This window comes from Phycicoccus sp. Root101 (assembly GCF_001426245.1).
Taxonomy (GTDB): Bacteria; Actinomycetota; Actinomycetes; order Actinomycetales; family Dermatophilaceae; genus Pedococcus.
This window is the reverse complement of record NZ_LMCM01000009.1, coordinates 161,048-179,497: the sequence shown is the minus strand read 5'-3', so window position 1 is coordinate 179,497 and position 18,450 is coordinate 161,048. Positions and strand designations below refer to the sequence as shown.

The window sequence follows — 18,450 nt, the reverse complement described above, 5'->3', positions numbered from 1 at the left end:
GGCTTTTCGCCGAGGTCAGCGGACGCCGCGGGGGCGGAACTGGATCGAGATGCGCGGACCGACGGCGTGGCTCGTCTTGGGGATGCAGTGGTCCCAGGTCCGTTGGCAGGATCCGCCCATGACCACGAGGTCGCCGTGGCCGAGGGAGAACCCGATGGACTCGCCGCCGCCGCGGGGTCGCAGCATGAGGGACCTGGCCGACCCGATCGACAGGATGGCCACCATCGTGTCGTGCTCCTTGGACCGGCCGATCCGGTCGCCGTGCCACGCGACCGAGTCGCGTCCGTCCCGGTAGAGGCACATGCCGGCGCTGACGAATCGCTCACCCAGCTCCGCGGCATACCAGTCGCTGAGCTGCTCACGGGCGTCGGTGAGCACGGGGTGGGGGAGGCCCTCGCCCTCGGAGTAGAACTTGAGCAGGCGCGGGACATCGACGACGCGCTCGTACATCTCGCGCTTCTCGGCGTACCAGGGGACGTCGTGGTGCAGCGCGTCGAAGAGCTGTTCGGCGCCCCCGAGCCAGCCGGGTCGGTAGTCCACCCAGGCGCCGCGGGTGAGCTGCGTGCGCGTCAGGCGTGAGTCGAGTCCGTGCAGCTCGATCTCGTCGGCGGTGTCGAGGAGGGACCCTTGGAGTGCCATGGCCATGACCCGAGCATAACCCGGATTCGAACACCTGTTCTAGTGTTCGGCGCTGCCGAGTCTGTCCAGCTCGGCGACGAGCTCGGCCCTGAGGGCGTCGTGCCGCGGACCGAGGACCGTCTCCGGCTCCGGTGCCCGCCACCGCTCGATCGGGTGCAGGGCGACCGGTCGCCAGGTGTGGTCCGGCCCCTCCCACTCGTACCGCGGCCACACGTGGGCGTGCAGGAACGCGTCGTGGTTGCCTTGGATCTCGAGGTTGATCCTGCGGAACGCCGGGTCGCGGTCGGCGCACACGCCCTGGACCGCCTCGCCGAGCAGCTCCATGTCGGCCAGGAACTCGAGGCGGCGCGCACGCGGGAGGTCGGTGAGCCGGTCGACCCCGGGGGTGTCGGTGATGAGCACGCAGTAACCGGGCAGGAACTGCACGTCCCCCATCACCGCGAAGCCGGCTGCCAACCGCCTCAGTACCGTGGGGTTCTCGTCGCGCAGGGCGGCGCCCACGCGGTCCCGTCGCCAGTCCGTCATGGGCCCGGAGAGTAGTGGACGCGGTGAGCACGGCACCGCCTCCCTGCGTCCTGCCGCCCGTGGGAGACAATGGGGCCATGCCCCTGTACCGCGACGAAGGCATCGTCCTGCGCACCCAGAAGCTGGGCGAGGCCGATCGCATCGTCACCCTCCTGACCCGCGGGCTGGGCAAGGTGCGCGTGGTGGGCAAGGGGGTGCGTCGCACCAAGAGCCGCTTCGGGGCGCGGCTCGAGCCGGCGATGATGGTGGACGTCCAGTGCTACGAGGGCCGCAACCTCGACACCGTGACCCAGGCCGAGTCCCTCGCCTCCTGGGGGGACGTGCTCGCCCGCGACTACACGACCTACACCGCGGCGGCGGCGATGCTCGAGACCGCCGACAGGCTCACCGAGGAGCGTGAGCCCAACCTCCAGCAGTACCTCCTCCTCCAGGGCGCGCTCCGCTCGATGGCCGAAGGCGTCCACGACCCGGGCCTCGTCCTGGACGCCTACCTCTTGCGCGCGCTCGCCGTCGCCGGCTGGGCGCCGAGCTTCCACGACTGCGCACGGTGCGGCGCGGAGGGTCCGCACCGCGCGTTCAACCTGGCCTCTGGAGGCACCGTGTGCTCGGTGTGCCGCCCGCCCGGCTCCGCCGCGCCGGCTCCGGAGACCCTGTCCCTCCTCGCGGCGCTGCTCGCCGGCGACTGGTCGATCGCCGACGCGTCGAGCGGACGGCACCGCCGGGAGGGCAGCACGCTGGCGAGCGCGTTCCTCCAGTGGCACCTCGAGCGGGGTGTGCGATCGTTGCGCCTCGTGGACCGACGAGACCCCGACGCCCTGAACCCGTCCAGCTCCCGCGTCACGTGGTCAGCAGTCCCGCTGACGGCGACCGAACCGGTCGACGAGCGCTTCGCTGACGCATTCGCGGCCGTGACGAAGGTCGAGCAGGCGCACGCCGCAGCCCGGGCGGCCCAGGCGTGAGCGCGTCATACGCGAAGCCGTTTGCCCACCCCAGCGGAGCCCAACCGCCATCTCTGCCAAGGGAGCTCGTGCCCAACCACGTGGCCGTGGTCATGGACGGCAACGGCCGCTGGGCCAACCAGCGCGGGCTGGCCCGCACCAAGGGCCACGAAGCCGGTGAGGCGGCGCTGCTCGACGTCGTCGCAGGGGCCATCGACATCGGTGTGACCCACCTGTCGGCCTACGCGTTCTCGACGGAGAACTGGAAGCGCAGCCCGGACGAGGTGCGCTTCCTCATGGGGTTCAACCGCGACGTCATCCGTCGTCGCCGTGACCAGCTGCACGAGTGGGGCGTTCGGATGCGCTGGGTCGGCCGACGTCCGCGGCTGTGGGGCTCGGTCATCAAGGAGCTCGAGACCGCGCAGGAGCTGACCAAGGACAACACGGGGCTGACCCTGTACTTCTGCGTCAACTACGGCGGTCGCGCGGAGATCGCCGACGCCGTGCAGAAGATCGCCGAGCAGGTCCAGCGGGGCAAGCTCAGGCCGGGGTCGATCGACGAGAAGACCATCGCGCGCCACCTGCCCGAGCCGGACATGCCGGACGTCGACCTGTTCGTGCGGAGCTCGGGGGAGCAGCGGACGAGCAACTTCCTGCTGTGGCAGAGCGCGTACGCCGAGATGGTCTTCCAGGACACGCTGTGGCCGGACTACGACCGGCGCCACCTCTGGGCCGCGATCCAGACGTACGCCGAGCGTGACCGCCGGTACGGGGGCGCCGTCGACGTCCCCAGCAGCTAGCCGTCAGCCGGCACCGAACCCGCCGTCGCAGTGGACGGTTGTCGGATCAGCGCGAGCAGTCGGCGCAGGTGCCGAAGATCTCCAGCGTGTGGTGGACGTCGGTGAAGCCGTGCTGGGAGCTGACCTTCGTCGCCCATGCCTCCACCGTCGGGCCCTCGACCTCGACCGTGCGTCCGCACACCCGGCACACGAGGTGGTGGTGGTGCCCGGTCGAGCAGGCGCGGTAGACGGCCTCGCCCTCGTCGGTGCGCAGCATGTCGATCTCGCCGTCGGCGGCCATGGCCTGGAGGTTCCGGTAGACCGTGGCGAGCCCGACCTTGTCGCCGGCCTCGCGCAGCAGCGCGTGCAGCTCCTGGGCCGACCGGAACTCGCCGGTGTCGGCGAGCACCGCGGCCACGGCCGCGCGCTGGCGGGTGGGGCGACGGGCGCCTTCGCCGGGTTCGGTGAGTGCGGTCGGGCGTTCCTGGACTCCGGTCATCGCGGTGCCGTCTCCTTCGGTGCGAGGTCGCCGTGGCCCCGGCCGTCGTGGCCGTCGTGGTGGCCGTGTGCGTCGGGGGCGTGCTCGTCGTAGTGGCCCTCGTGCGGCGCGTGACGGTGCCCGTCATGGACGTAGTCGACGTGGTCGTCGTGAGCCACCGCCGCGTGTCCGCAGCCCGGACCGTGCTCGTGGTCGTGGCGTTCGGCCAACCGGTGCCGCGCGGCACGGGCCCTGGCGCCGAGCGCGCTGACCGTGGCCACCACGACGAACGCGCCGATCGCGAGCAGCACGATCGTCCCGCCTGACGGGGTCTCCGCGTAGTACGAGGCGATGACACCCCCGACGCTGGAGAGCACGCCGACCAGGACCGCCCAGCGGACCGAGGCGCGGAAGCTGCGTCCGAGCAGCTGGGCCGTGGCGTTGGGGATGATCATCAGGGCGCTGATGAGCAGCAGCCCGACGACCCGCATCGACACCACGACGGTGACCGCGGTGAGGATGGCGAGGGCGATGTTGAGGGCCGTGACGGGCAGGCCGCTGGCCCGGGCGTACTCCTCGTCGTTGGCGACCGCGAACAGCCAGGGCCGCAGCAGCCACGTGGTGAACAGGACGACCGCGGCGAGCCCGGCGAACACCCAGAGGTCGTTCTGGTCCGCCGTGGTGATCGCCCCGAAGAGGTATGCCGTGAGGTTGGCGGGGCTGCTGCTGGGCGACTTCGCGATGATCACGACGCCGGCGGCGATGCCTCCGTAGAACATCACGGCCAGCGCGATGTCGCCGCTCGTGCGTCCTCGGCCCCGGATCACCTCGATCGCGATGGCCGCGGCGACGGCGAAGAGCAGGGCGGTGAGGACGGGGGCCTGGCCGGTGAGCAGGCCGACGGCGACACCGGCAAGGGCGACGTGCCCCATGCCGTCACCGATGAGGGACAGCCGCCGCTGCACGAGGAAGACCCCGACGAGGGGGGCGGCGATGCCGACCAAGAGGGCGGCCAGCAGGGCCTGCCGCATGAAGTCCAGGGCGAGGATCTCGCTCATCGACGCGCTCCTTGCCGGGGGTCGAGGGGTCCGGCGGACGGTGCCCCGGGGAGGTGCGGCGCCGACGGGTCGACCTCGTCGTCGTGGTGATGGTGGTCGTGGTCGTGCGCGAAACCGCTTCCGTGGGCGGCGAACTGCTCCGGCGTCCCGTCGAAGGCGATGCGACCGCCCTGCACCAGGACGATGCGGGTCACGATGCCGGCCAGGGCGGCGAGCTCGTGGGTGACGATGACCATCGTCGTGCCGCGGTCCGCAAGCCGGGCCAGCACCGTCGACAGGACGTGCTGGTTCGCGGCGTCGACGCCGGCGGTCGGCTCGTCCATGAGGAGCACGTCGGGGTCGGACGCCAGGGCGCGCGCGATGAGCACCCGCCGCTGCTGCCCGCCGGAGAGAGTCGAGACGTCGGCGGTCGCGCGGTCGGACAGCCCGACGACGTCGAGCGCCTTGTCGAGGATGGCGATGTCCTGCGCGCTCCGCACGACCGGTCGCCACCACCGGTGGTGCGACAGGCGGCCGACCGCGACGATCTCCTCGACGGTGGCGCGCACGGACGCCGACAGCGTGTGGCGTTGCGGGACGTACCCGAGGCGTGCGTGGTCGTGGAACGAGTCCCGCGGCTGGCCGAAGAGGCGCACCTCGCCGCCGAGCTGGTCGTTGAGCCCGAGCAGGCCGCGGACGAGCGTGGACTTGCCCGAACCGTTCGGGCCGAGCACGGCCACCACCTCACCGGCGTGCACCGTGAGGTCGGCGGCCTGGACGATGGTCTGGTCGGCGTAGCCGAACGAGGCGCGCCGGAGCTCGATGATCGGGTCGTCGGTCACGAACACTCCTGTCCTGCCTTGAGGGTGGCCAGGTTGGCGCGCATGACGCCGGGGTAGTCCTGGGCCGCCGACTTCGTGGTGATGCCCTCGATGGGATCGAGCACGGCCAGTGTGGCACCGGTCTCGCGGGCGAGGGTCTTGGCCACGTCCTCGCTCACGAGCGTCTCGGCATACACGGTCGTCGCACCGCTCTCGCGGATGTGCTGGGTGAGGTCGGCGAGGGCGGCGGGGCTCGGCTCGCTGTCAGGCGTCAGGCCGGTGATGCTCTCCTGGGTGAGCCCGTACGCCTTCGAGAGGTAGCCGAACGCGGCGTGCGAGGTGACCAGGTCCTTGATCCTGCAGGACCGCAGCCCGGTGCGGAACTCCCCGTCGAGCGTGGTCAGCTGCGCGCGGAACGCCGTCGCGTTCGCCGTGTATGCCGCGGCGTTGGCCGGGTCCCGTCGGCCCAGCTCGGCAGCGATCGCGTCGCCGACGTCGGCGTAGCGCATCGGGTCGAGCCAGAAGTGTGGGTCCTTCGCGCCGGTGGCGTGGTCGGAGTGCTGCTGCTCCGTCTCGCCGGCGTGGTCGTGACCCTCCTCGTTAGCAGCGAGGTCGAGCCGAGCGGCGGGGGAGACGTCGAAGCCGGTGCCCTTCGCCTCGCTCTTCACCGCGTCGTCGACGGCGGGCTGGAAGCCCTTCTCGTAGACGACGAGGTCGGCCTGGGCGACCTCACCGACCTGCTTGGGGTTGAGCTCGAGGTCGTGTGGCTCGGCCCCCGGCTTGGTCAGCGCCTGGACGTCGACGTGGTCGCCGCCGATCTGCGAGACGGCGTACTCCAGGGGGTAGAAGGCGGCTGCGACGGTCACCGTGCCGTCCGTGGAGCCCGACCCCCCGGTCGCCCCGCAGGCGGAGACCATGGCGATGGCGATTGCGGCGGCGGGCCAACCGAGGTGTCGGGACTTCATGACAACCATTCTCATCTGAAATGAGAACCATTGTCAAAAGCCTCACCCCGGTGGCAGTGGTCGGTGGGAGGTCAGGTGCGGGGAAACGCCTGCGTCACCGTGATCGCTGCAGCGATGAGCACGATGGTGATGCGCATCAAGCGCTGCGTGGAGTCCATCGCCGGCCAGGCGAGGTACAGGGTCCAGAGCAGGAACAGGACGACCAGCAGCAGCAGGACCCAGCCCCAGCCGGGCACGAAGAGCCCGGCGAGCATCAGGGCGAGGATCGCCACGAACGGCACGAAGCGGGGGAGGGCGTTCAACCGCTCGACGGCGGGAAGGCTGGCTCGCTGGATCGACTCACGCAGGGAAGGCACGCAGGAAACCCTAGATGGTGGCCGGCGAACACCGTTGCGGCGGCCGGGCGGCATACCCCCTCCGGTGGCGGGGAAGGGCACAGTAACCTTGCGCGCATGGCTGCGCCCTCCACCGTCGACACCGTTGTCTCCCTCTGCAAGCGCCGGGGGTTCGTGTTCCCCTGCGGCGAGATCTACGGAGGGACGAGGTCGGCCTGGGACTACGGCCCGCTCGGTGTCGAGCTCAAGGAGAACATCAAGCGGCAGTGGTGGAAGAGCACCGTCACCAGCCGTGACGACGTCGTCGGCCTCGACTCCTCGGTGATCCTGCCGCGCCAGACGTGGGAGGCCTCCGGCCACGTGGCGACGTTCTCCGACCCGCTGGTCGAGTGCCTGTCCTGCCACAAGCGCTTCCGCGCCGACCACCTCCAGGAGGCCGTCGCCGAGAAGAAGAAGCTCGACAACCCGGACGACGTCCCGCTGTCGGAGATCGCCTGCGCCAACTGCGGCACCCGCGGCCAGTGGACCGAGCCGCGCCAGTTCTCCGGCCTGCTCAAGACCTACCTCGGCGTGGTGGAGGACGAGTCCGGCCTGCACTACCTGCGGCCCGAGACGGCGCAGGGCATCTTCCTCAACTTCCTCAACGTCATGCAGTCGGCGCGCAAGAAGCCGCCGTTCGGCATCGCCCAGACCGGCAAGAGCTTCCGCAACGAGATCACGCCGGGCAACTTCATCTTCCGGACCCGCGAGTTCGAGCAGATGGAGATGGAGTTCTTCGTCCAGCCGGGTGAGGACGAGACCTGGCACCAGTACTGGATCGACGAGCGCACCAAGTGGTACACCGACCTCGGCATCAACCCCGACAACCTGCGCCACTTCGAGCACGCCCAGGAGAAGCTGAGCCACTACTCCAAGCGCACCGTCGACATCGAGTACCGCTTCAACTTCGCCGGCAGCGAGTGGGGCGAGCTCGAGGGCATCGCCAACCGCACCGACTTCGACCTCAAGACGCACAGCGAGCACTCGGGCACCGACCTCGTCTACTTCGACCAGGCCAGCGGAGAGAAGTACACGCCCTACGTCATCGAGCCGGCGGCCGGCCTGTCGCGCTCGCTGATGACCTTCCTCGTCGACGCCTACACCGAGGACGAGGCCCCCAACACCAAGGGTGGCGTCGACAAGCGCGTCGTCCTCAAGCTCGACAAGCGCCTCGCGCCGGTCAAGGCCGCCGTGCTCCCGCTGTCGCGCAACGCCGACCTGTCGCCCAAGGCCCGCGACCTCGCGGCCACGCTGCGCCAGCACTGGAACATCGACTTCGACGACGCCGGCGCCATCGGCCGCCGGTACCGCCGCCAGGACGAGATCGGCACGCCGTTCTGCATCACCGTGGACTTCGACACCCTCGACGACCACGCGGTGACGATCCGTGAGCGCGACACCATGGCGCAGGAGCGCGTGGCCCTCGACCAGGTCGAGTCCTACCTCGGGGCGCGCCTGCTCGGCTGCTGACGCTCGGCTGGCGACCTCCGGCTCGTCCGCCCTGCCTGTCCCACTTCACCCTGCCCACGATGCGTCGTGGGCAGAGTGCTGTTTGATGGGCAGAGCGTCGCGTACGGCGCGCCGGGGCCAGCGAGGGAGGTGGCATGCAGCACGAGGTGGATGCGGACTTCGCCCGCTACGTCCGTGCGCGCCAGCACCGGCTGCTGCGGGCGGCCTACCTCGTCTGTGGTGACGCGCGGCAGGCGGTGGAGGTCCTCGAGGAGGGCCTGGCCGACGTCGCTGCACGCTGGGGAGCGGTGCGGGAGTACCCGGACACCGTGGTGCGGCAGCACGTGTACCGCCGGGCCGTCGCCGCCCTGAAGCGTGCTCGGCGCGATCCGCAGACACGGTCGCTGGCCGATGAGGTGGGCGACGTGTTCGAGGGGGACGGCACGAGGACCCCGGACGTCCGCAGTGCCCTTGACGCCCTCTCGCCCCGGCAGCGGGCGCTGCTCGTGCTGCGGTACTTCGACGAGCGCAGCGACAAGGACGTCGCCGAGGTGATGGGCGAGTCGCGAGCCCGCGTCGTGGCCGACACGCAGGCAGCGGCCGAACGCGTGGCGCAGCAGGTGGTCGGTGGTGGCGACCTCGTGGACCTGTTCGACGTGGCCGCTCAACAGGTGGTCGAGGTGGACGTGGCCGACCGCGCCTGGGCCCTTGCCCTGACCCGACGGCGCACACGTCGTCAGCGGGTGCTCGGCGCCGTGGTCAGCTTCGCGGCGGTGGGAGTGGTGGTCGGCGTGGCACAGGGGGCCGAGCGCGGAGGGGGCACGCCTTCTCCGGCACCGTCGACGACGGTCACCGCTCCGGTGAAGCGGCTCTCGGACGGCACGCTGTACGCGTCGATGCCGCTGGAGGGGGACGAGGACCAGCTGCCCGACTACGACGCGGGGCTGCCCTCGCAGATCGACCCGACCGGGCCCGCCGTGAAGCTGTCGTCCTCGAAGGTGCCGCCGACCGACGTCGTCGCGGTCTACCTGCGACGTGCCGGCGCCCACTACCGGGCGGTGCTCGTGCCCAAGGGCCGCACCCAGGTCGTGGTCGACTCGCTCGACCTGCTGCCGACGCGCGACGCCGACGGCAACGAGGGAGTTCCCCTGGGGCCCAAGGCGGTCAGCGCCGACGGGCGATGGGTCGTGTTCGCCCAACCCGGTGCCGTGGTGCGGCTCGACCTGCGGACCGGCAGGACCCAGCGGTATGCCGTGCCGGCCTCCGACCTCGAGGTGGCCGGGTGGGGAGATGGCCTCGAGGTCGTGGCTCGCTCCGCCGGTCGGGCGTGGACCCTCGACCTCGGTCAGCAAGGGGCTGCCAGCGGTGGTGGCGCACCGCCGGCTGTCGCGGCTGACGTGCCCGTCCCGATCAACTCCGGTCTGGGCGTCCCGGTCACGGACCTTGCGGGCGAGACGGTCTCTGCCGGTCAGTGGTCGGCGAGCGGGGCCTACTTCGACCAGGACGTCACGTCGCCGGTGATCGTCCGCGGCAACGGGCCGATCTACCAGGGACTGCTGGCCGTCGACTTCGAGGCGCACTCGGGCCGCGTGCTGCTCGCTCCGGAGTCTCCTGACGGCAGGACCGGGCGGTTCAAGGGGTGCTGCACGGTCCTCGCGTGGGCCGACGCCTCGACCGTGCTGTTCCGGTCCACCGGGTACGACGGTTCCTGGGTCCTCGCGTGGAACGTGCAGACCGGCCGGGTGTACGACGTGACCCGGCTGGACGAGGGCGGGGGAGTCGACTACCCGCAGGCCCTCGCGCTCGCCGTGGGCAGCCGGGGCTAGGGATATCCTCGCGACGTGAGCAGGATCTTCACCGTCAGCGTCGCGTCCGTCTACCCGCACTACGTGGCCAAGGTCGAGCGCAAGGGCCGTACCAAGGCCGAGCTGGACGAGGTCATCACGTGGCTGACGGGGTTCGACGAGTCGGAGCTGGACCAGCACCTGGCCGGGGGCACGACCTTCGAGGACTTCTTCGGCCAGGCCGAGCTCAACCCGAACGCGTCCCTGATCACGGGGACGGTGTGCGGCATCCGGGTCGAGGACGTCGAGGACCCGCTCATGCAGAAGATCCGTTACCTCGACAAGCTGGTCGACGAGCTCGCCAAGGGCAAGGCGATGGCGAAGGTGCTGCGGGCCTGAGCGGCCCGCCCCGCGTTCGGTTCAGCGGACGTGTGGCTCGTGAGGCCCCCCGTGCCGCTCGGACCGTGGGCGGTCGGCGCCTCCCTAGCGGCGCACGGCATACCGCAGGTGGAGCACCCGGTCGCCCTGGATGACGATGTCAGGGTCGTCGAGCAGCAGCTGCGAGTCCACCTGCCCGAAGTACCTCTTGCCCTTGCCGAACACCACCGGGACGACGTCCATGGCCACCTCGTCGACCAGACCCAGCGCCAGCGCCTGGCCACCGACGTCCCCGGCGCAGATCGCGACGACCCCGTCACCGGCCCGACGCTTCGCCTCCTCGACCGCGGCCGCGACGTCGTCGAAGAACGGGACGTCGGCCTCGGGGTGCCAGCCTTCCGGCTTGGGCCGGTGCGAGACGACGACGAGGTGGTCCCCGGCAGGTGGCTGGGCGTCCCACCCGTTCGTCAGGTCGAACAGGTGCCGTCCCTGGATGGTGGCGCCGTTGCCGGCCCAGAGCGAGCTGACGTACCCGTGCGACGCCGCACCGACCCGGAACGGGCCTTGGCGGGCCTCGTCGGTGATGGGCCGGTCGCCGTTGAAGTACCAGTCGAAGAGCGGACCGACGCCGTCGTCCTCGTCGGCGATGAAGCCGTCCACGGACACCACTGCATGCATGATCACGGTTGCCATGTCAGGACAGACCGGTCGGCGCGGCGGAACTCATCGCAGCACGTCACCGGCGTCGGGGACGCGACCACCGATGGGGAGCAGGGGTGCTCTGACCTCGACGGTGTCGGGGTACTTGATCCCGGTGCCGGTGTTGATGACGAGCATGTGCTCGTCCTCGCCGATCCAGCCGGACTCGCGCAGGTCCCTGGCCGCGGCGAGGCAGGCCGCGCCCTCGGGGCAGATGAACGCCCCGTCGGACGAGGCCAGCCGACGCTGTTCTGCCAAGAGGTCTTCGTCGGTGACCTCGACCGCGCACCCGTCGGTCTCCCGGATCGCGTCGAGGACGAGGAAGTCGCCGAGCGCCTTGGGCACGGTGATCCCGAAGGCGACGGTGCGGGCGTCCGGGAACGGCTCGCTCTCACGGGCCCCCGCGGCATACGCACGCACGATGGGGGCGCACCCGGTGGCCTGGACGGCGACCCACCGCGGCAACGGTCCACTGATCCAGCCCAGCTCGCGCATCTCGAGGAGGGCCTTGTGGATGCCGATGAGGCCGACCCCACCGCCGGTCGGGTAGAGGATCACGTCGGGAAGTCGCCACCCGAGCTGCTCGGCGAGCTCGTACCCCATGGTCTTCTTGCCCTCGAGCCGGTAGGGCTCCTTGAGGGTGGACACCTCCTGCCACCCGGGGCGCCGGCCGATGGCCTCGTGCACGATGGCGCCGGCGTCCCCGATCAGTCCGTCGACGAGGTACAGCTCGGCTCCGGCCGCCGCACACTCGACCCGGGTGATCTCCGGTGCGCCCTCGGGCATGATGATCAGCGAGGGGAGTCCGGCGCGGGCGGCGTACGTCGCCCAGGCCGAACCCGCGTTGCCGTTGGTCGGCATCCCGATGCCACGGACACCGAGCTCGGCCGCGCGGGACACCCCGACGGACGCGCCACGGGCCTTGAACGTGCCCGTGGGGATGAGTCCTTCGTCCTTCATCGCCAGCCGCGGCAACCCCACCGACCGCCCGTATGCCGGGAGGTCGACGATCGGTGTCCACCCCTCTCCCAGCGTGGTCACGAAGCGCTCGTCCCGGACCGGGAGCACCTCGTGGTAGCGCCACAGCGTTGCCGCGCGCGTGGCCAGCTCGGCCTTGTCGAGGGTGGCGGCGACGCGCTCGAGGTCGTACCTGGCCAGGAGGGGTGCGCCGGCCGTGCTGACGCCCTGGACGAGGTCGGCGTCGTGTCGCTCGCCGGTCCGGGAGCATTCGAGGTGGCTGAGGTGGGAGTACACGGTTCCTTCCCGACTGGCGGGTCTGGGCTCGGGTGCGGGTGCCTTTGACCGTAACGCGCGATGGTGTGCCGAACCGTGCTGGACCACGTCGAGCTCGCCGGTTCCGGTTTCTGACGAAGTGCGGACGTCTCGTACCGTCACGGTCTGCAGCTGGGCACCCAACGAGTCGGCGGCACCCTGAAGCTGTCGACGCCCGGGGGTTAGACACCGGGCGATCCTGCCCACGGGGTGTGGTCTCGCGAGCTCCGACGTCGGGCGGGGACGGTTGCCCGCCGCCCCGCTGGCACGGTCCACCTGAAGGGAACCTGACAGACGTCACGGCGAGGTCGTGACGAGCGTCGCGGGTCCTGAGGGGACACCACGGGCACGGTGGGGACATGTCATCGACGCAGACCGTACGACGGCCCAGCGGGGGAGCCGCCGTCCACACCGTTACCGCGATCGAGCTCATGGGGCTCACCAAGAGCTTCGGCAACGTCCACGCCGTCCGGGGCATCGACCTCACCGTGGCACCGGGCGAGGTGGTCGCCCTCCTCGGTCCCAACGGCGCCGGGAAGACGACCACCATCGACCTCCTCCTCGGTCTCGCCAGGCCCGATGCCGGTGAGGTCAGGGTCCACGGGCTCGACCCGACCACTGCCGTGCGCCAAGGGCTGATCAGTGCCGTGATGCAGACTGGCGGACTGCTCAAGGACCTCACCGTCAAGGAGACCCTGCAGCTCACGGCGAGCCTGTTCGCCGGCACCCGACCGGTGGACGAGGTCCTCACCCGCGCCGGGATCAGCGACATCGGCGACCGCCGCGTGGGCAAGTGCTCGGGCGGCCAGCAGCAGCGGCTCCGGTTCGCCATGGCCCTGCTGCCCGACCCGGAGCTGCTGATCCTCGACGAACCCACGACAGGCATGGACGTCACCGGCCGTCGCGACTTCTGGAACGCGATCCACGAGGACGCCGCCCGGGGTCGGACGGTGGTGTTCGCCACGCACTACCTCGAGGAGGCCGACGCCTACGCAGACCGCATCGTCCTCGTCAGCCACGGCAAGGTCGTCGCGGACGGAACGGCGTCCGAGGTCAAGTCGCTCGTCTCTGGGCGCACCATCCGGGCCACCCTCAGCGACGCGGATCCCGTTGTCGTGCAACAGCTCAGGGACATGGACACGGCCGAGTCCGTCGAGCTCCGTGGCGACACCCTGCTCGTCACCTCGACCGACAGCGACGCCGTAGCCCGCCACCTGCTCACCACCACCGACGCCCGGGACCTCGAGATCACCACCCGCGGCCTCGAGGACGCATTCATCAGCCTGACCTCCGACGGAGCCGAGTCATGACCACCACGACGCAGACCACCTCGACCACCACCGAAGCCACCGGCCGTCGCGTTCCCCCCATGGGCGGACTGAACGCCACTCTCCTGAAGCTCGAGGTCCGACGGCTGCTGCGCAACCGCCGCACGCTGATCTTCGCCGTGATCATGCCGGTGGCGTTCTTCTTCCTCTTCGGGACCGGGCAGTCCTACTCGAACGAGGACGCTGGTCACGGCAACGTCGCCGCGTTCATCATGATCAGCATGGCCCTCTACGGCGCCATGCTCTCGACCACCAGTGCCGGGGCGATGGTCTCCGTCGAACGCAACCAGGGCTGGAGCCGGCAGCTGCGGCTCACCCCCCTGACGTCCGCGGCATACATCACGGTCAAGGTCATCGTCGCGATGCTCCTCGGCGCGGTCTCCGTCGCCGTCACCTATGGTGCCGGCGCGGTCGGCGGTGCCCACGCGGATGCGCTGGTGTGGGTGGAGACGGGCCTGGCGGTCTGGTTCGGGTCGCTCGTCTTCGCAGCGTTCGGGGTGTTCATGGGCTACCTGCTGCCGAGCGAGAACGTCATGCAGATCCTCGGCCCCGTGCTCGCGCTGTTCGCCTTCCTCGGTGGCCTGTTCGTGCCGCTGGACCAGCTCGGGCACGTGTTCCAGGAGGTGGCGAAGGTGACGCCCATGTACGGCCTGAACCAGCTCGTCCACGCACCCCTGACGGGCGACGCGCCCGGGTGGGGCGCCGTCGTGAACGTCGCCGTCTGGCTTGCGATCTTCGTGGGAGGAGCCGTATGGCGCTTCGGCCGGGACACCGCGCGGGTCTGAGGGCGGTCCTTGCCGCCGCTTCGGCGGTGGACTCTGAGAGGCTGGGTGCCGTGAGTGCACCCGGGCAGAAGGACGGCTTCGCCGAGCCGCGTCCCCGGCTGTTCGCGGCAGAGCAGGACCAGGGCTGGCAGGGACGGGTGCTGGGGCTCGGGCTCGCCGCGATCTGGCTGGTCTTCCTGTCCGACGCCTTCTCCGCAGCCTGGCGGCACCGCCTCGAGCTCCGCGGCGACACGGCGCTCGTCGTCCTCGTCCTGTTCGTGACGGTCTACGTCGCCCACTTCAGCCACCTGCGTTCGTCCGTCTGGGGGGAGTCGACGCCCACCTCGCACCGCTGGTTCGTGACGCGGACCGGCGTCGTCGGCTGGGTCGGCCTCGCGGTCCTGGCCGCCCTGTCCACGATCACGGTCGGCCAGGAGGGGGCCAGCACGTGGGTGTTCCTGGCCGTCTCGGGACTCTGGACGTTCCGGTTGCGGCTGGGGCTCGCAATCGGGCTCGGGCTCGTGGTGCTCTACGAGCTGCTCACGTTCCACGTCGACGGGTGGGCGCACGACGCCAGCATCACCATGTCGATGGTGCTCGCCATGGCCGCCGTGACCGGGGGGATGGTCGCGTCCCAGCGCCAGCGCGCCCTGGCCGACGCGCGGCAGGAGAACGCCCGCCTCGCCATCCAGGAGGAGCGCAACCGGATGGCGCGCGACGTGCACGACATCCTCGGTCACAGCCTGACGGTGATCACCGTCAAGGCGGAGCTCGCGGCACGACTGCTGGAGGTGAGCCCCGAGCGTGCCCGCGCCGAGGTCGCCGACCTCGAACGGCTCGCCCGCGATGCCCTGTCGGACGTGCGCCAGGCCGTGGCGGGGTTCCGCGAGATGTCACTGCCCGCCGAGCTCGCCAGGGCGCGGTCCTCACTCGCGGCCGCGGGGATCGAGGCCGACCTGCCGACCGCTGCCGACGCCGTGCCCACGGACCTGCGTGAGCTCTGCGCCTGGACCCTGCGCGAGGGGGTCACGAACGTCATCCGGCACAGTGGCGCCACCGCGTGCCGGGTCACCCTCGACGACCACGGGATCACCGTGTCGGACAACGGGTCGACGAGCCCGCGCGACCACGGCGACCGTGGTGACGTGACGACCCACGCCGAGGCCGGCACCGGGCTGATCGGCCTGCGTGAACGCGCCGAGGCCGCCGGTGCGCAGCTGCGCACGATCGTGCTCAACCCGCACGGCTTCGAGCTGTCGGTCCGGTCGGCAGGCCGGCCGGTGACCGGCGGGTTCGGCGCAGGAGAGAGGGTGGACGCATGACGATCAAGCTGTTGCTCGCCGACGACCAAGCCCTGGTGCGCGGCGCACTGGCGACGCTGCTCGGGCTCGAGGCCGACATGGAGGTCGTCGCCGAGGTCGGGCGCGGTGACGAAGTGGTTGCCGCTGCACGGCGGACCTCACCGGACGTGGCGCTGGTCGACGTCGAGATGCCGGGGCTCGACGGGATCGCCGCCACCGCGGCCCTGCACGAGGCGCTGCCCGCGGTGCGGGTGCTCATCGTCACGACCTTCGGCCGCCCGGGGTTCCTGCGGCGGGCCCTGCAGGCGGGAGCCAGTGGCTTCGTCGTCAAGGACACCCCTGCGCGCCAGCTCGCGGAGGCGGTGCGCAGGGTGCACGCAGGGCTCCGGGTCGTGGACCCGGCGCTGGCGGCAGACTCCCTGTCCGGCGGCGAGTCGCCCCTCACCGCCCGCGAGACCGAGGTGCTCATCGCGGCCCGGGACGGCGGATCCGTGTCCGACATCGCGCGCCACGTGAGCCTGTCCGAGGGAACCGTCCGGAACCACCTGTCGTCGGCGATCGGCAAGACCATGGCTCGCAACCGCGCCGACGCCGTCCGCATCGCCGACGAGTTCGGCTGGCTCTGACGCCGTCGGCCGTGCGTCGGATCAGCTCGTCGCGACCGGTCGGCTCGGATCGCTGATCCAGTCGCTCCACGACCCGGCGTACAACGTCGCCTCGATGCCGGCCTCGTGCAGGGCAAGGAGCTCGTGGGCCGCGGTCACCCCGGAGCCGCAGTAGACGCCTACAGGAGCGGTGTCGACCCGGATCCCCAGCGAGGAGAACCGTTCCCGCAGCTCGGACGGCGGCAGGAGGCGCCCGTCCGGCCCCGCGTTCCCCGTGGTCGGCGCGTTGACGGCACCGGGGATGTGGCCCGCCACTGGGTCGATCGGCTCGGTCTCCCCGGCGAATCGTTCGGCTGCCCGGGCGTCGACCAGGAGGCCGTCGCGTGCGACCTCGGCGGCCGCGTCGGCGTCGAGGACCGGCAGCGAGCCGGCCTGCGCGACGAAGGAGCCCGGGCTCGGGTCGGGCACGTCAGCCGACGTCGCGCCACCGGCCGCCGTCCAGGCCGTGAGCCCGCCGTCGAGCACCCGCACGTCTGCGAGGCCGGCCCACCGCAGGACCCACCAGGCGCGAGCCGCCGCGAACCCCGGACCCTGGTCGTAGACGACGACCCTGCCGTCCTGGTCGACACCGGCCCTGCGCAGGGCCGACTCGACCACCGCCACCTCGGGCAGGGGGTGACGGCCGCCGACCCCCGCGGGACCGATGGGTCCGGCGAGCTCGGTGTCCAGGTCGACGAACGTCGCGCCGGGAAGGTGCTCGACGGCATACCGCTCGGGACCTGCCGGACCGGCGGCCCCGGTGAGGATCCACTGGACGTCCAGGACCACGGGTGGGGCGGGGGAGGCGAGCTCGGCTCGCAGGTCGGCGGCGCTGACGAGGGCACTCATTCGGCCAGTCAAGCAGCAGATGGGACAATGGTGGCGCCATGACCGCCGCCACCGCCCCCCAGACGCGCCCGACGCAGGCCAGCCCCGGCACGACCCCCGTGCTGCCGCCCCTGCAGATCGGGCGCCACACCATCGAGTCACCGGTCGTCCTCGCGCCGATGGCCGGAATCACCAACCGCGCCTTCCGACGGCTCTGCCGCGAGTACGGCCGCGACGGCCTGGAGGCCGGAGGTGCCAGCGGCGCGACCTCCTTGTACGTGAGCGAGATGATCACCTCGCGGGCGCTGGTCGAGCGCACCCCGGAGAGCATGCGGCTCATCGAGCACGACCCCGACGAGTCGCCGCGGTCCATCCAGCTGTACGGCGTGGACCCCGCCACCGTCGGTGCGGCCGTGCGGATGCTCGTCACCGAGGACCGTGCGGACCACATCGACCTCAACTTCGGCTGTCCCGTCCCCAAGGTCACGCGCAAGGGCGGCGGTGCCGCGCTGCCGTGGAAGCGGGACCTCTTCACCGCCATCGTCACGACCGCGGTCCGTGAGGCGAGCCCGTATGACGTGCCCGTCACCGTGAAGATGCGCAAGGGCGTCGACGACGACCACCTGACGTACCTCGAGGCCGGACTGACGGCAGAGCGCGCCGGGGTGGCTGCAGTGGCGCTGCACGGGCGGACCGCGTCGCAGGCCTACTCCGGGCAGGCCGACTGGAGGGCCATCGCCCGGCTCAAGGAGACGGTGAAGACCATCCCGGTGCTGGGCAACGGCGACATCTGGTCAGCCGAGGACGCGCTGCGCATGGCCACCGAGACCGGCTGCGACGGGGTCGTCGTCGGCCGTGGGTGCCTGGGGAGGCCGTGGCTCTTCACGGACCTCGCCGCGGCGTTCGCCGGGACGACCGCCCGCGCCGAGCCGACCCTCGGAGAGGTGACGGCGACGATGCGTCGGCACACCGAGTACCTCGTCGACTTCTACGGCGACGAGTACAAGGCCTGCCGCGACATCCGCAAGCACATCGCCTGGTACCTCAAGGGATTCCCGGCCGGCTCGACGGTGCGGCACTCGCTCGCGCTGGTGGACTCGCTCGATGCGCTCGACACCCTCATCGCGACGATGGAGGCAGACGCCCCGTGGCCGGGTGAGGCTGCCGAGGGGCAACGAGGACGCGCCGGTTCGCCGCGCCACGTTGCCCTGCCGGACGGCTGGCTGGACTCCCGCGAGCTCAACGACGCCGCGCGCGAGGCGGTCTCCCAGGCCGAGCTCTCCGTCTCCGGAGGCTGACCGCCCTCCTGGGTCGGTCGAGGGGTCGACGCGCCGGGGCCGCGCAGTCCCGACACGTCGCGAACCGCCCGGATTGGGGCAGTTTTCGGACCTGTCGCGCCATGGGGCCGAGGCCTACGGTGAGCGATGGGTCATCACGCCGTGACCCA

20 protein-coding genes are annotated in these 18,450 nt (G+C 71.2%); 10 read left to right on the top strand and 10 right to left on the bottom strand.

What is annotated here, in order from left to right:
- Positions 1-15: 15 nt before the first annotated feature.
- A complete protein-coding gene (locus ASC58_RS15545; RefSeq protein ID WP_056919948.1) occupies positions 16-645 on the bottom strand; it encodes an alpha-ketoglutarate-dependent dioxygenase AlkB in 630 nt (209 codons plus the stop codon).
- 33 nt (positions 646-678) lie between these two features.
- Positions 679-1,164, bottom strand: coding sequence for an HIT family protein (locus ASC58_RS15540; protein ID WP_056919947.1), 486 nt, complete (start codon positions 1,162-1,164; stop codon positions 679-681).
- A gap of 77 nt (positions 1,165-1,241) precedes the next feature.
- Between ASC58_RS15540 and recO the strand changes: the two genes are divergently transcribed.
- Together recO and ASC58_RS15530 are read left to right on the top strand one after the other, a co-directional pair.
- Entirely contained in the window at positions 1,242-2,123 is an 882-nt protein-coding gene (gene recO, locus ASC58_RS15535) for a DNA repair protein RecO (RefSeq protein ID WP_082553369.1), read from the top strand.
- The gene (locus ASC58_RS15530; protein ID WP_056919946.1) at positions 2,120-2,902 is read left to right on the top strand and encodes an isoprenyl transferase; all 783 of its coding nucleotides are present in this window, start codon (positions 2,120-2,122) and stop codon (positions 2,900-2,902) included. Before recO ends, ASC58_RS15530 begins: the two co-directional genes overlap by 4 nt.
- Positions 2,903-2,948: 46 nt before the next feature.
- Here the strand turns inward: ASC58_RS15530 and ASC58_RS15525 are convergent, their stop codons facing one another.
- From ASC58_RS15525 to ASC58_RS15505, 5 genes are all read right to left on the bottom strand, one after another.
- A complete protein-coding gene (locus ASC58_RS15525) occupies positions 2,949-3,380 on the bottom strand; it encodes a Fur family transcriptional regulator (protein WP_056917645.1) in 432 nt (143 codons plus the stop codon).
- Entirely contained in the window at positions 3,377-4,417 is a 1,041-nt protein-coding gene (locus ASC58_RS15520) for a metal ABC transporter permease (RefSeq protein WP_056919945.1), read from the bottom strand. The genes ASC58_RS15525 and ASC58_RS15520 overlap by 4 nt, the downstream gene beginning before the upstream one ends.
- The gene (locus tag ASC58_RS15515; RefSeq protein ID WP_082553399.1) at positions 4,414-5,238 is read right to left on the bottom strand and encodes a metal ABC transporter ATP-binding protein; all 825 of its coding nucleotides are present in this window, start codon (positions 5,236-5,238) and stop codon (positions 4,414-4,416) included. Before ASC58_RS15515 ends, ASC58_RS15520 begins: the two co-directional genes overlap by 4 nt.
- Entirely contained in the window at positions 5,235-6,182 is a 948-nt protein-coding gene (locus tag ASC58_RS15510) for a metal ABC transporter substrate-binding protein (protein ID WP_157598546.1), read from the bottom strand. The genes ASC58_RS15515 and ASC58_RS15510 overlap by 4 nt, the downstream gene beginning before the upstream one ends.
- A gap of 71 nt (positions 6,183-6,253) precedes the next feature.
- A complete protein-coding gene (locus ASC58_RS15505; RefSeq protein ID WP_056917641.1) occupies positions 6,254-6,538 on the bottom strand; it encodes a DUF6703 family protein in 285 nt (94 codons plus the stop codon).
- A 96-nt stretch (positions 6,539-6,634) separates the two neighbouring features.
- On the opposite strand from ASC58_RS15505, the gene ASC58_RS15500 reads away from it, so the two are divergent.
- From ASC58_RS15500 to ASC58_RS15490, 3 genes are all read left to right on the top strand, one after another.
- Positions 6,635-8,026, top strand: a complete 1,392-nt coding sequence (locus ASC58_RS15500) for a glycine--tRNA ligase (RefSeq protein WP_056917640.1) — start codon at positions 6,635-6,637, stop codon at positions 8,024-8,026.
- A gap of 134 nt (positions 8,027-8,160) precedes the next feature.
- Positions 8,161-9,831: a sigma factor-like helix-turn-helix DNA-binding protein gene (locus tag ASC58_RS15495; RefSeq protein WP_056919942.1), complete on the top strand. Its 1,671-nt coding sequence runs from the start codon at positions 8,161-8,163 to the stop codon at positions 9,829-9,831.
- A 15-nt stretch (positions 9,832-9,846) separates the two neighbouring features.
- Complete coding sequence (locus ASC58_RS15490; protein WP_056917638.1) at positions 9,847-10,188, top strand: DUF2200 domain-containing protein; 342 nt, start codon at positions 9,847-9,849, stop codon at positions 10,186-10,188.
- 84 nt (positions 10,189-10,272) lie between these two features.
- On the opposite strand, the gene ASC58_RS15485 is transcribed toward ASC58_RS15490, so the two are convergent.
- On the bottom strand, positions 10,273-10,860 hold the full coding sequence (locus ASC58_RS15485; RefSeq protein ID WP_056919941.1) for a dihydrofolate reductase family protein: 588 nt from the start codon (positions 10,858-10,860) through the stop codon (positions 10,273-10,275).
- Positions 10,861-10,890: 30 nt separating this feature from the next.
- The gene (locus ASC58_RS15480) at positions 10,891-12,120 is read right to left on the bottom strand and encodes a threonine synthase (RefSeq protein WP_056919940.1); all 1,230 of its coding nucleotides are present in this window, start codon (positions 12,118-12,120) and stop codon (positions 10,891-10,893) included.
- Between the two features lie 377 nt (positions 12,121-12,497).
- Here ASC58_RS15480 and ASC58_RS15475 point away from each other — a divergent pair, with 377 nt between their 5' ends.
- The 4 genes from ASC58_RS15475 to ASC58_RS15460 are packed head-to-tail and all read left to right on the top strand — an operon-like array spanning position 12,498 to position 16,157.
- Complete coding sequence (locus ASC58_RS15475; protein WP_056919939.1) at positions 12,498-13,448, top strand: ABC transporter ATP-binding protein; 951 nt, start codon at positions 12,498-12,500, stop codon at positions 13,446-13,448.
- Positions 13,445-14,251: an ABC transporter permease gene (locus ASC58_RS15470; RefSeq protein ID WP_056917633.1), complete on the top strand. Its 807-nt coding sequence runs from the start codon at positions 13,445-13,447 to the stop codon at positions 14,249-14,251. The genes ASC58_RS15475 and ASC58_RS15470 overlap by 4 nt, the downstream gene beginning before the upstream one ends.
- Positions 14,252-14,301: 50 nt before the next feature.
- A complete protein-coding gene (locus ASC58_RS21710; RefSeq protein ID WP_056919938.1) occupies positions 14,302-15,552 on the top strand; it encodes a sensor histidine kinase in 1,251 nt (416 codons plus the stop codon).
- Entirely contained in the window at positions 15,549-16,157 is a 609-nt protein-coding gene (locus ASC58_RS15460; protein ID WP_056917631.1) for a response regulator transcription factor, read from the top strand. The genes ASC58_RS21710 and ASC58_RS15460 overlap by 4 nt, the downstream gene beginning before the upstream one ends.
- Before the next feature lie 21 nt (positions 16,158-16,178).
- Here the strand turns inward: ASC58_RS15460 and ASC58_RS15455 are convergent, their stop codons facing one another.
- Positions 16,179-17,024, bottom strand: coding sequence for a sulfurtransferase (locus ASC58_RS15455; RefSeq protein WP_056919937.1), 846 nt, complete (start codon positions 17,022-17,024; stop codon positions 16,179-16,181).
- 38 nt (positions 17,025-17,062) lie between these two features.
- On the opposite strand from ASC58_RS15455, the gene dusB reads away from it, so the two are divergent.
- Entirely contained in the window at positions 17,063-18,301 is a 1,239-nt protein-coding gene (dusB, locus tag ASC58_RS15450) for a tRNA dihydrouridine synthase DusB (RefSeq protein WP_056919936.1), read from the top strand.
- The last annotated feature ends 149 nt before the right edge of the window (positions 18,302-18,450 follow it).

Excerpts from the sequence above, each read along its gene's own strand:
- ASC58_RS15540 (WP_056919947.1), bottom strand. The coding sequence starts at position 1,164 with ATGACGGACTGGCGACGGGACCGCGTGGGCGCCGCCCTGCGCGACGAG.
- ASC58_RS15525 (WP_056917645.1), bottom strand. The coding sequence starts at position 3,380 with ATGACCGGAGTCCAGGAACGCCCGACCGCACTCACCGAACCCGGCGAA.
- ASC58_RS15520 (WP_056919945.1), bottom strand. The coding sequence starts at position 4,417 with ATGAGCGAGATCCTCGCCCTGGACTTCATGCGGCAGGCCCTGCTGGCC.
- ASC58_RS15510 (WP_157598546.1), bottom strand. The coding sequence starts at position 6,182 with ATGAAGTCCCGACACCTCGGTTGGCCCGCCGCCGCAATCGCCATCGCC.
- ASC58_RS15470 (WP_056917633.1), top strand. The coding sequence starts at position 13,445 with ATGACCACCACGACGCAGACCACCTCGACCACCACCGAAGCCACCGGC.
- recO (WP_082553369.1), top strand. The coding sequence starts at position 1,242 with ATGCCCCTGTACCGCGACGAAGGCATCGTCCTGCGCACCCAGAAGCTG.
- ASC58_RS15475 (WP_056919939.1), top strand. The coding sequence starts at position 12,498 with ATGTCATCGACGCAGACCGTACGACGGCCCAGCGGGGGAGCCGCCGTC.
- dusB (WP_056919936.1), top strand. The coding sequence starts at position 17,063 with ATGACCGCCGCCACCGCCCCCCAGACGCGCCCGACGCAGGCCAGCCCC.
- ASC58_RS15485 (WP_056919941.1), bottom strand. The coding sequence starts at position 10,860 with ATGGCAACCGTGATCATGCATGCAGTGGTGTCCGTGGACGGCTTCATC.
- ASC58_RS15545 (WP_056919948.1), bottom strand. The coding sequence starts at position 645 with ATGGCCATGGCACTCCAAGGGTCCCTCCTCGACACCGCCGACGAGATC.
- ASC58_RS15460 (WP_056917631.1), top strand. The coding sequence starts at position 15,549 with ATGACGATCAAGCTGTTGCTCGCCGACGACCAAGCCCTGGTGCGCGGC.
- ASC58_RS15500 (WP_056917640.1), top strand. The coding sequence starts at position 6,635 with ATGGCTGCGCCCTCCACCGTCGACACCGTTGTCTCCCTCTGCAAGCGC.
- ASC58_RS15495 (WP_056919942.1), top strand. The coding sequence starts at position 8,161 with ATGCAGCACGAGGTGGATGCGGACTTCGCCCGCTACGTCCGTGCGCGC.
- ASC58_RS15455 (WP_056919937.1), bottom strand. The coding sequence starts at position 17,024 with ATGAGTGCCCTCGTCAGCGCCGCCGACCTGCGAGCCGAGCTCGCCTCC.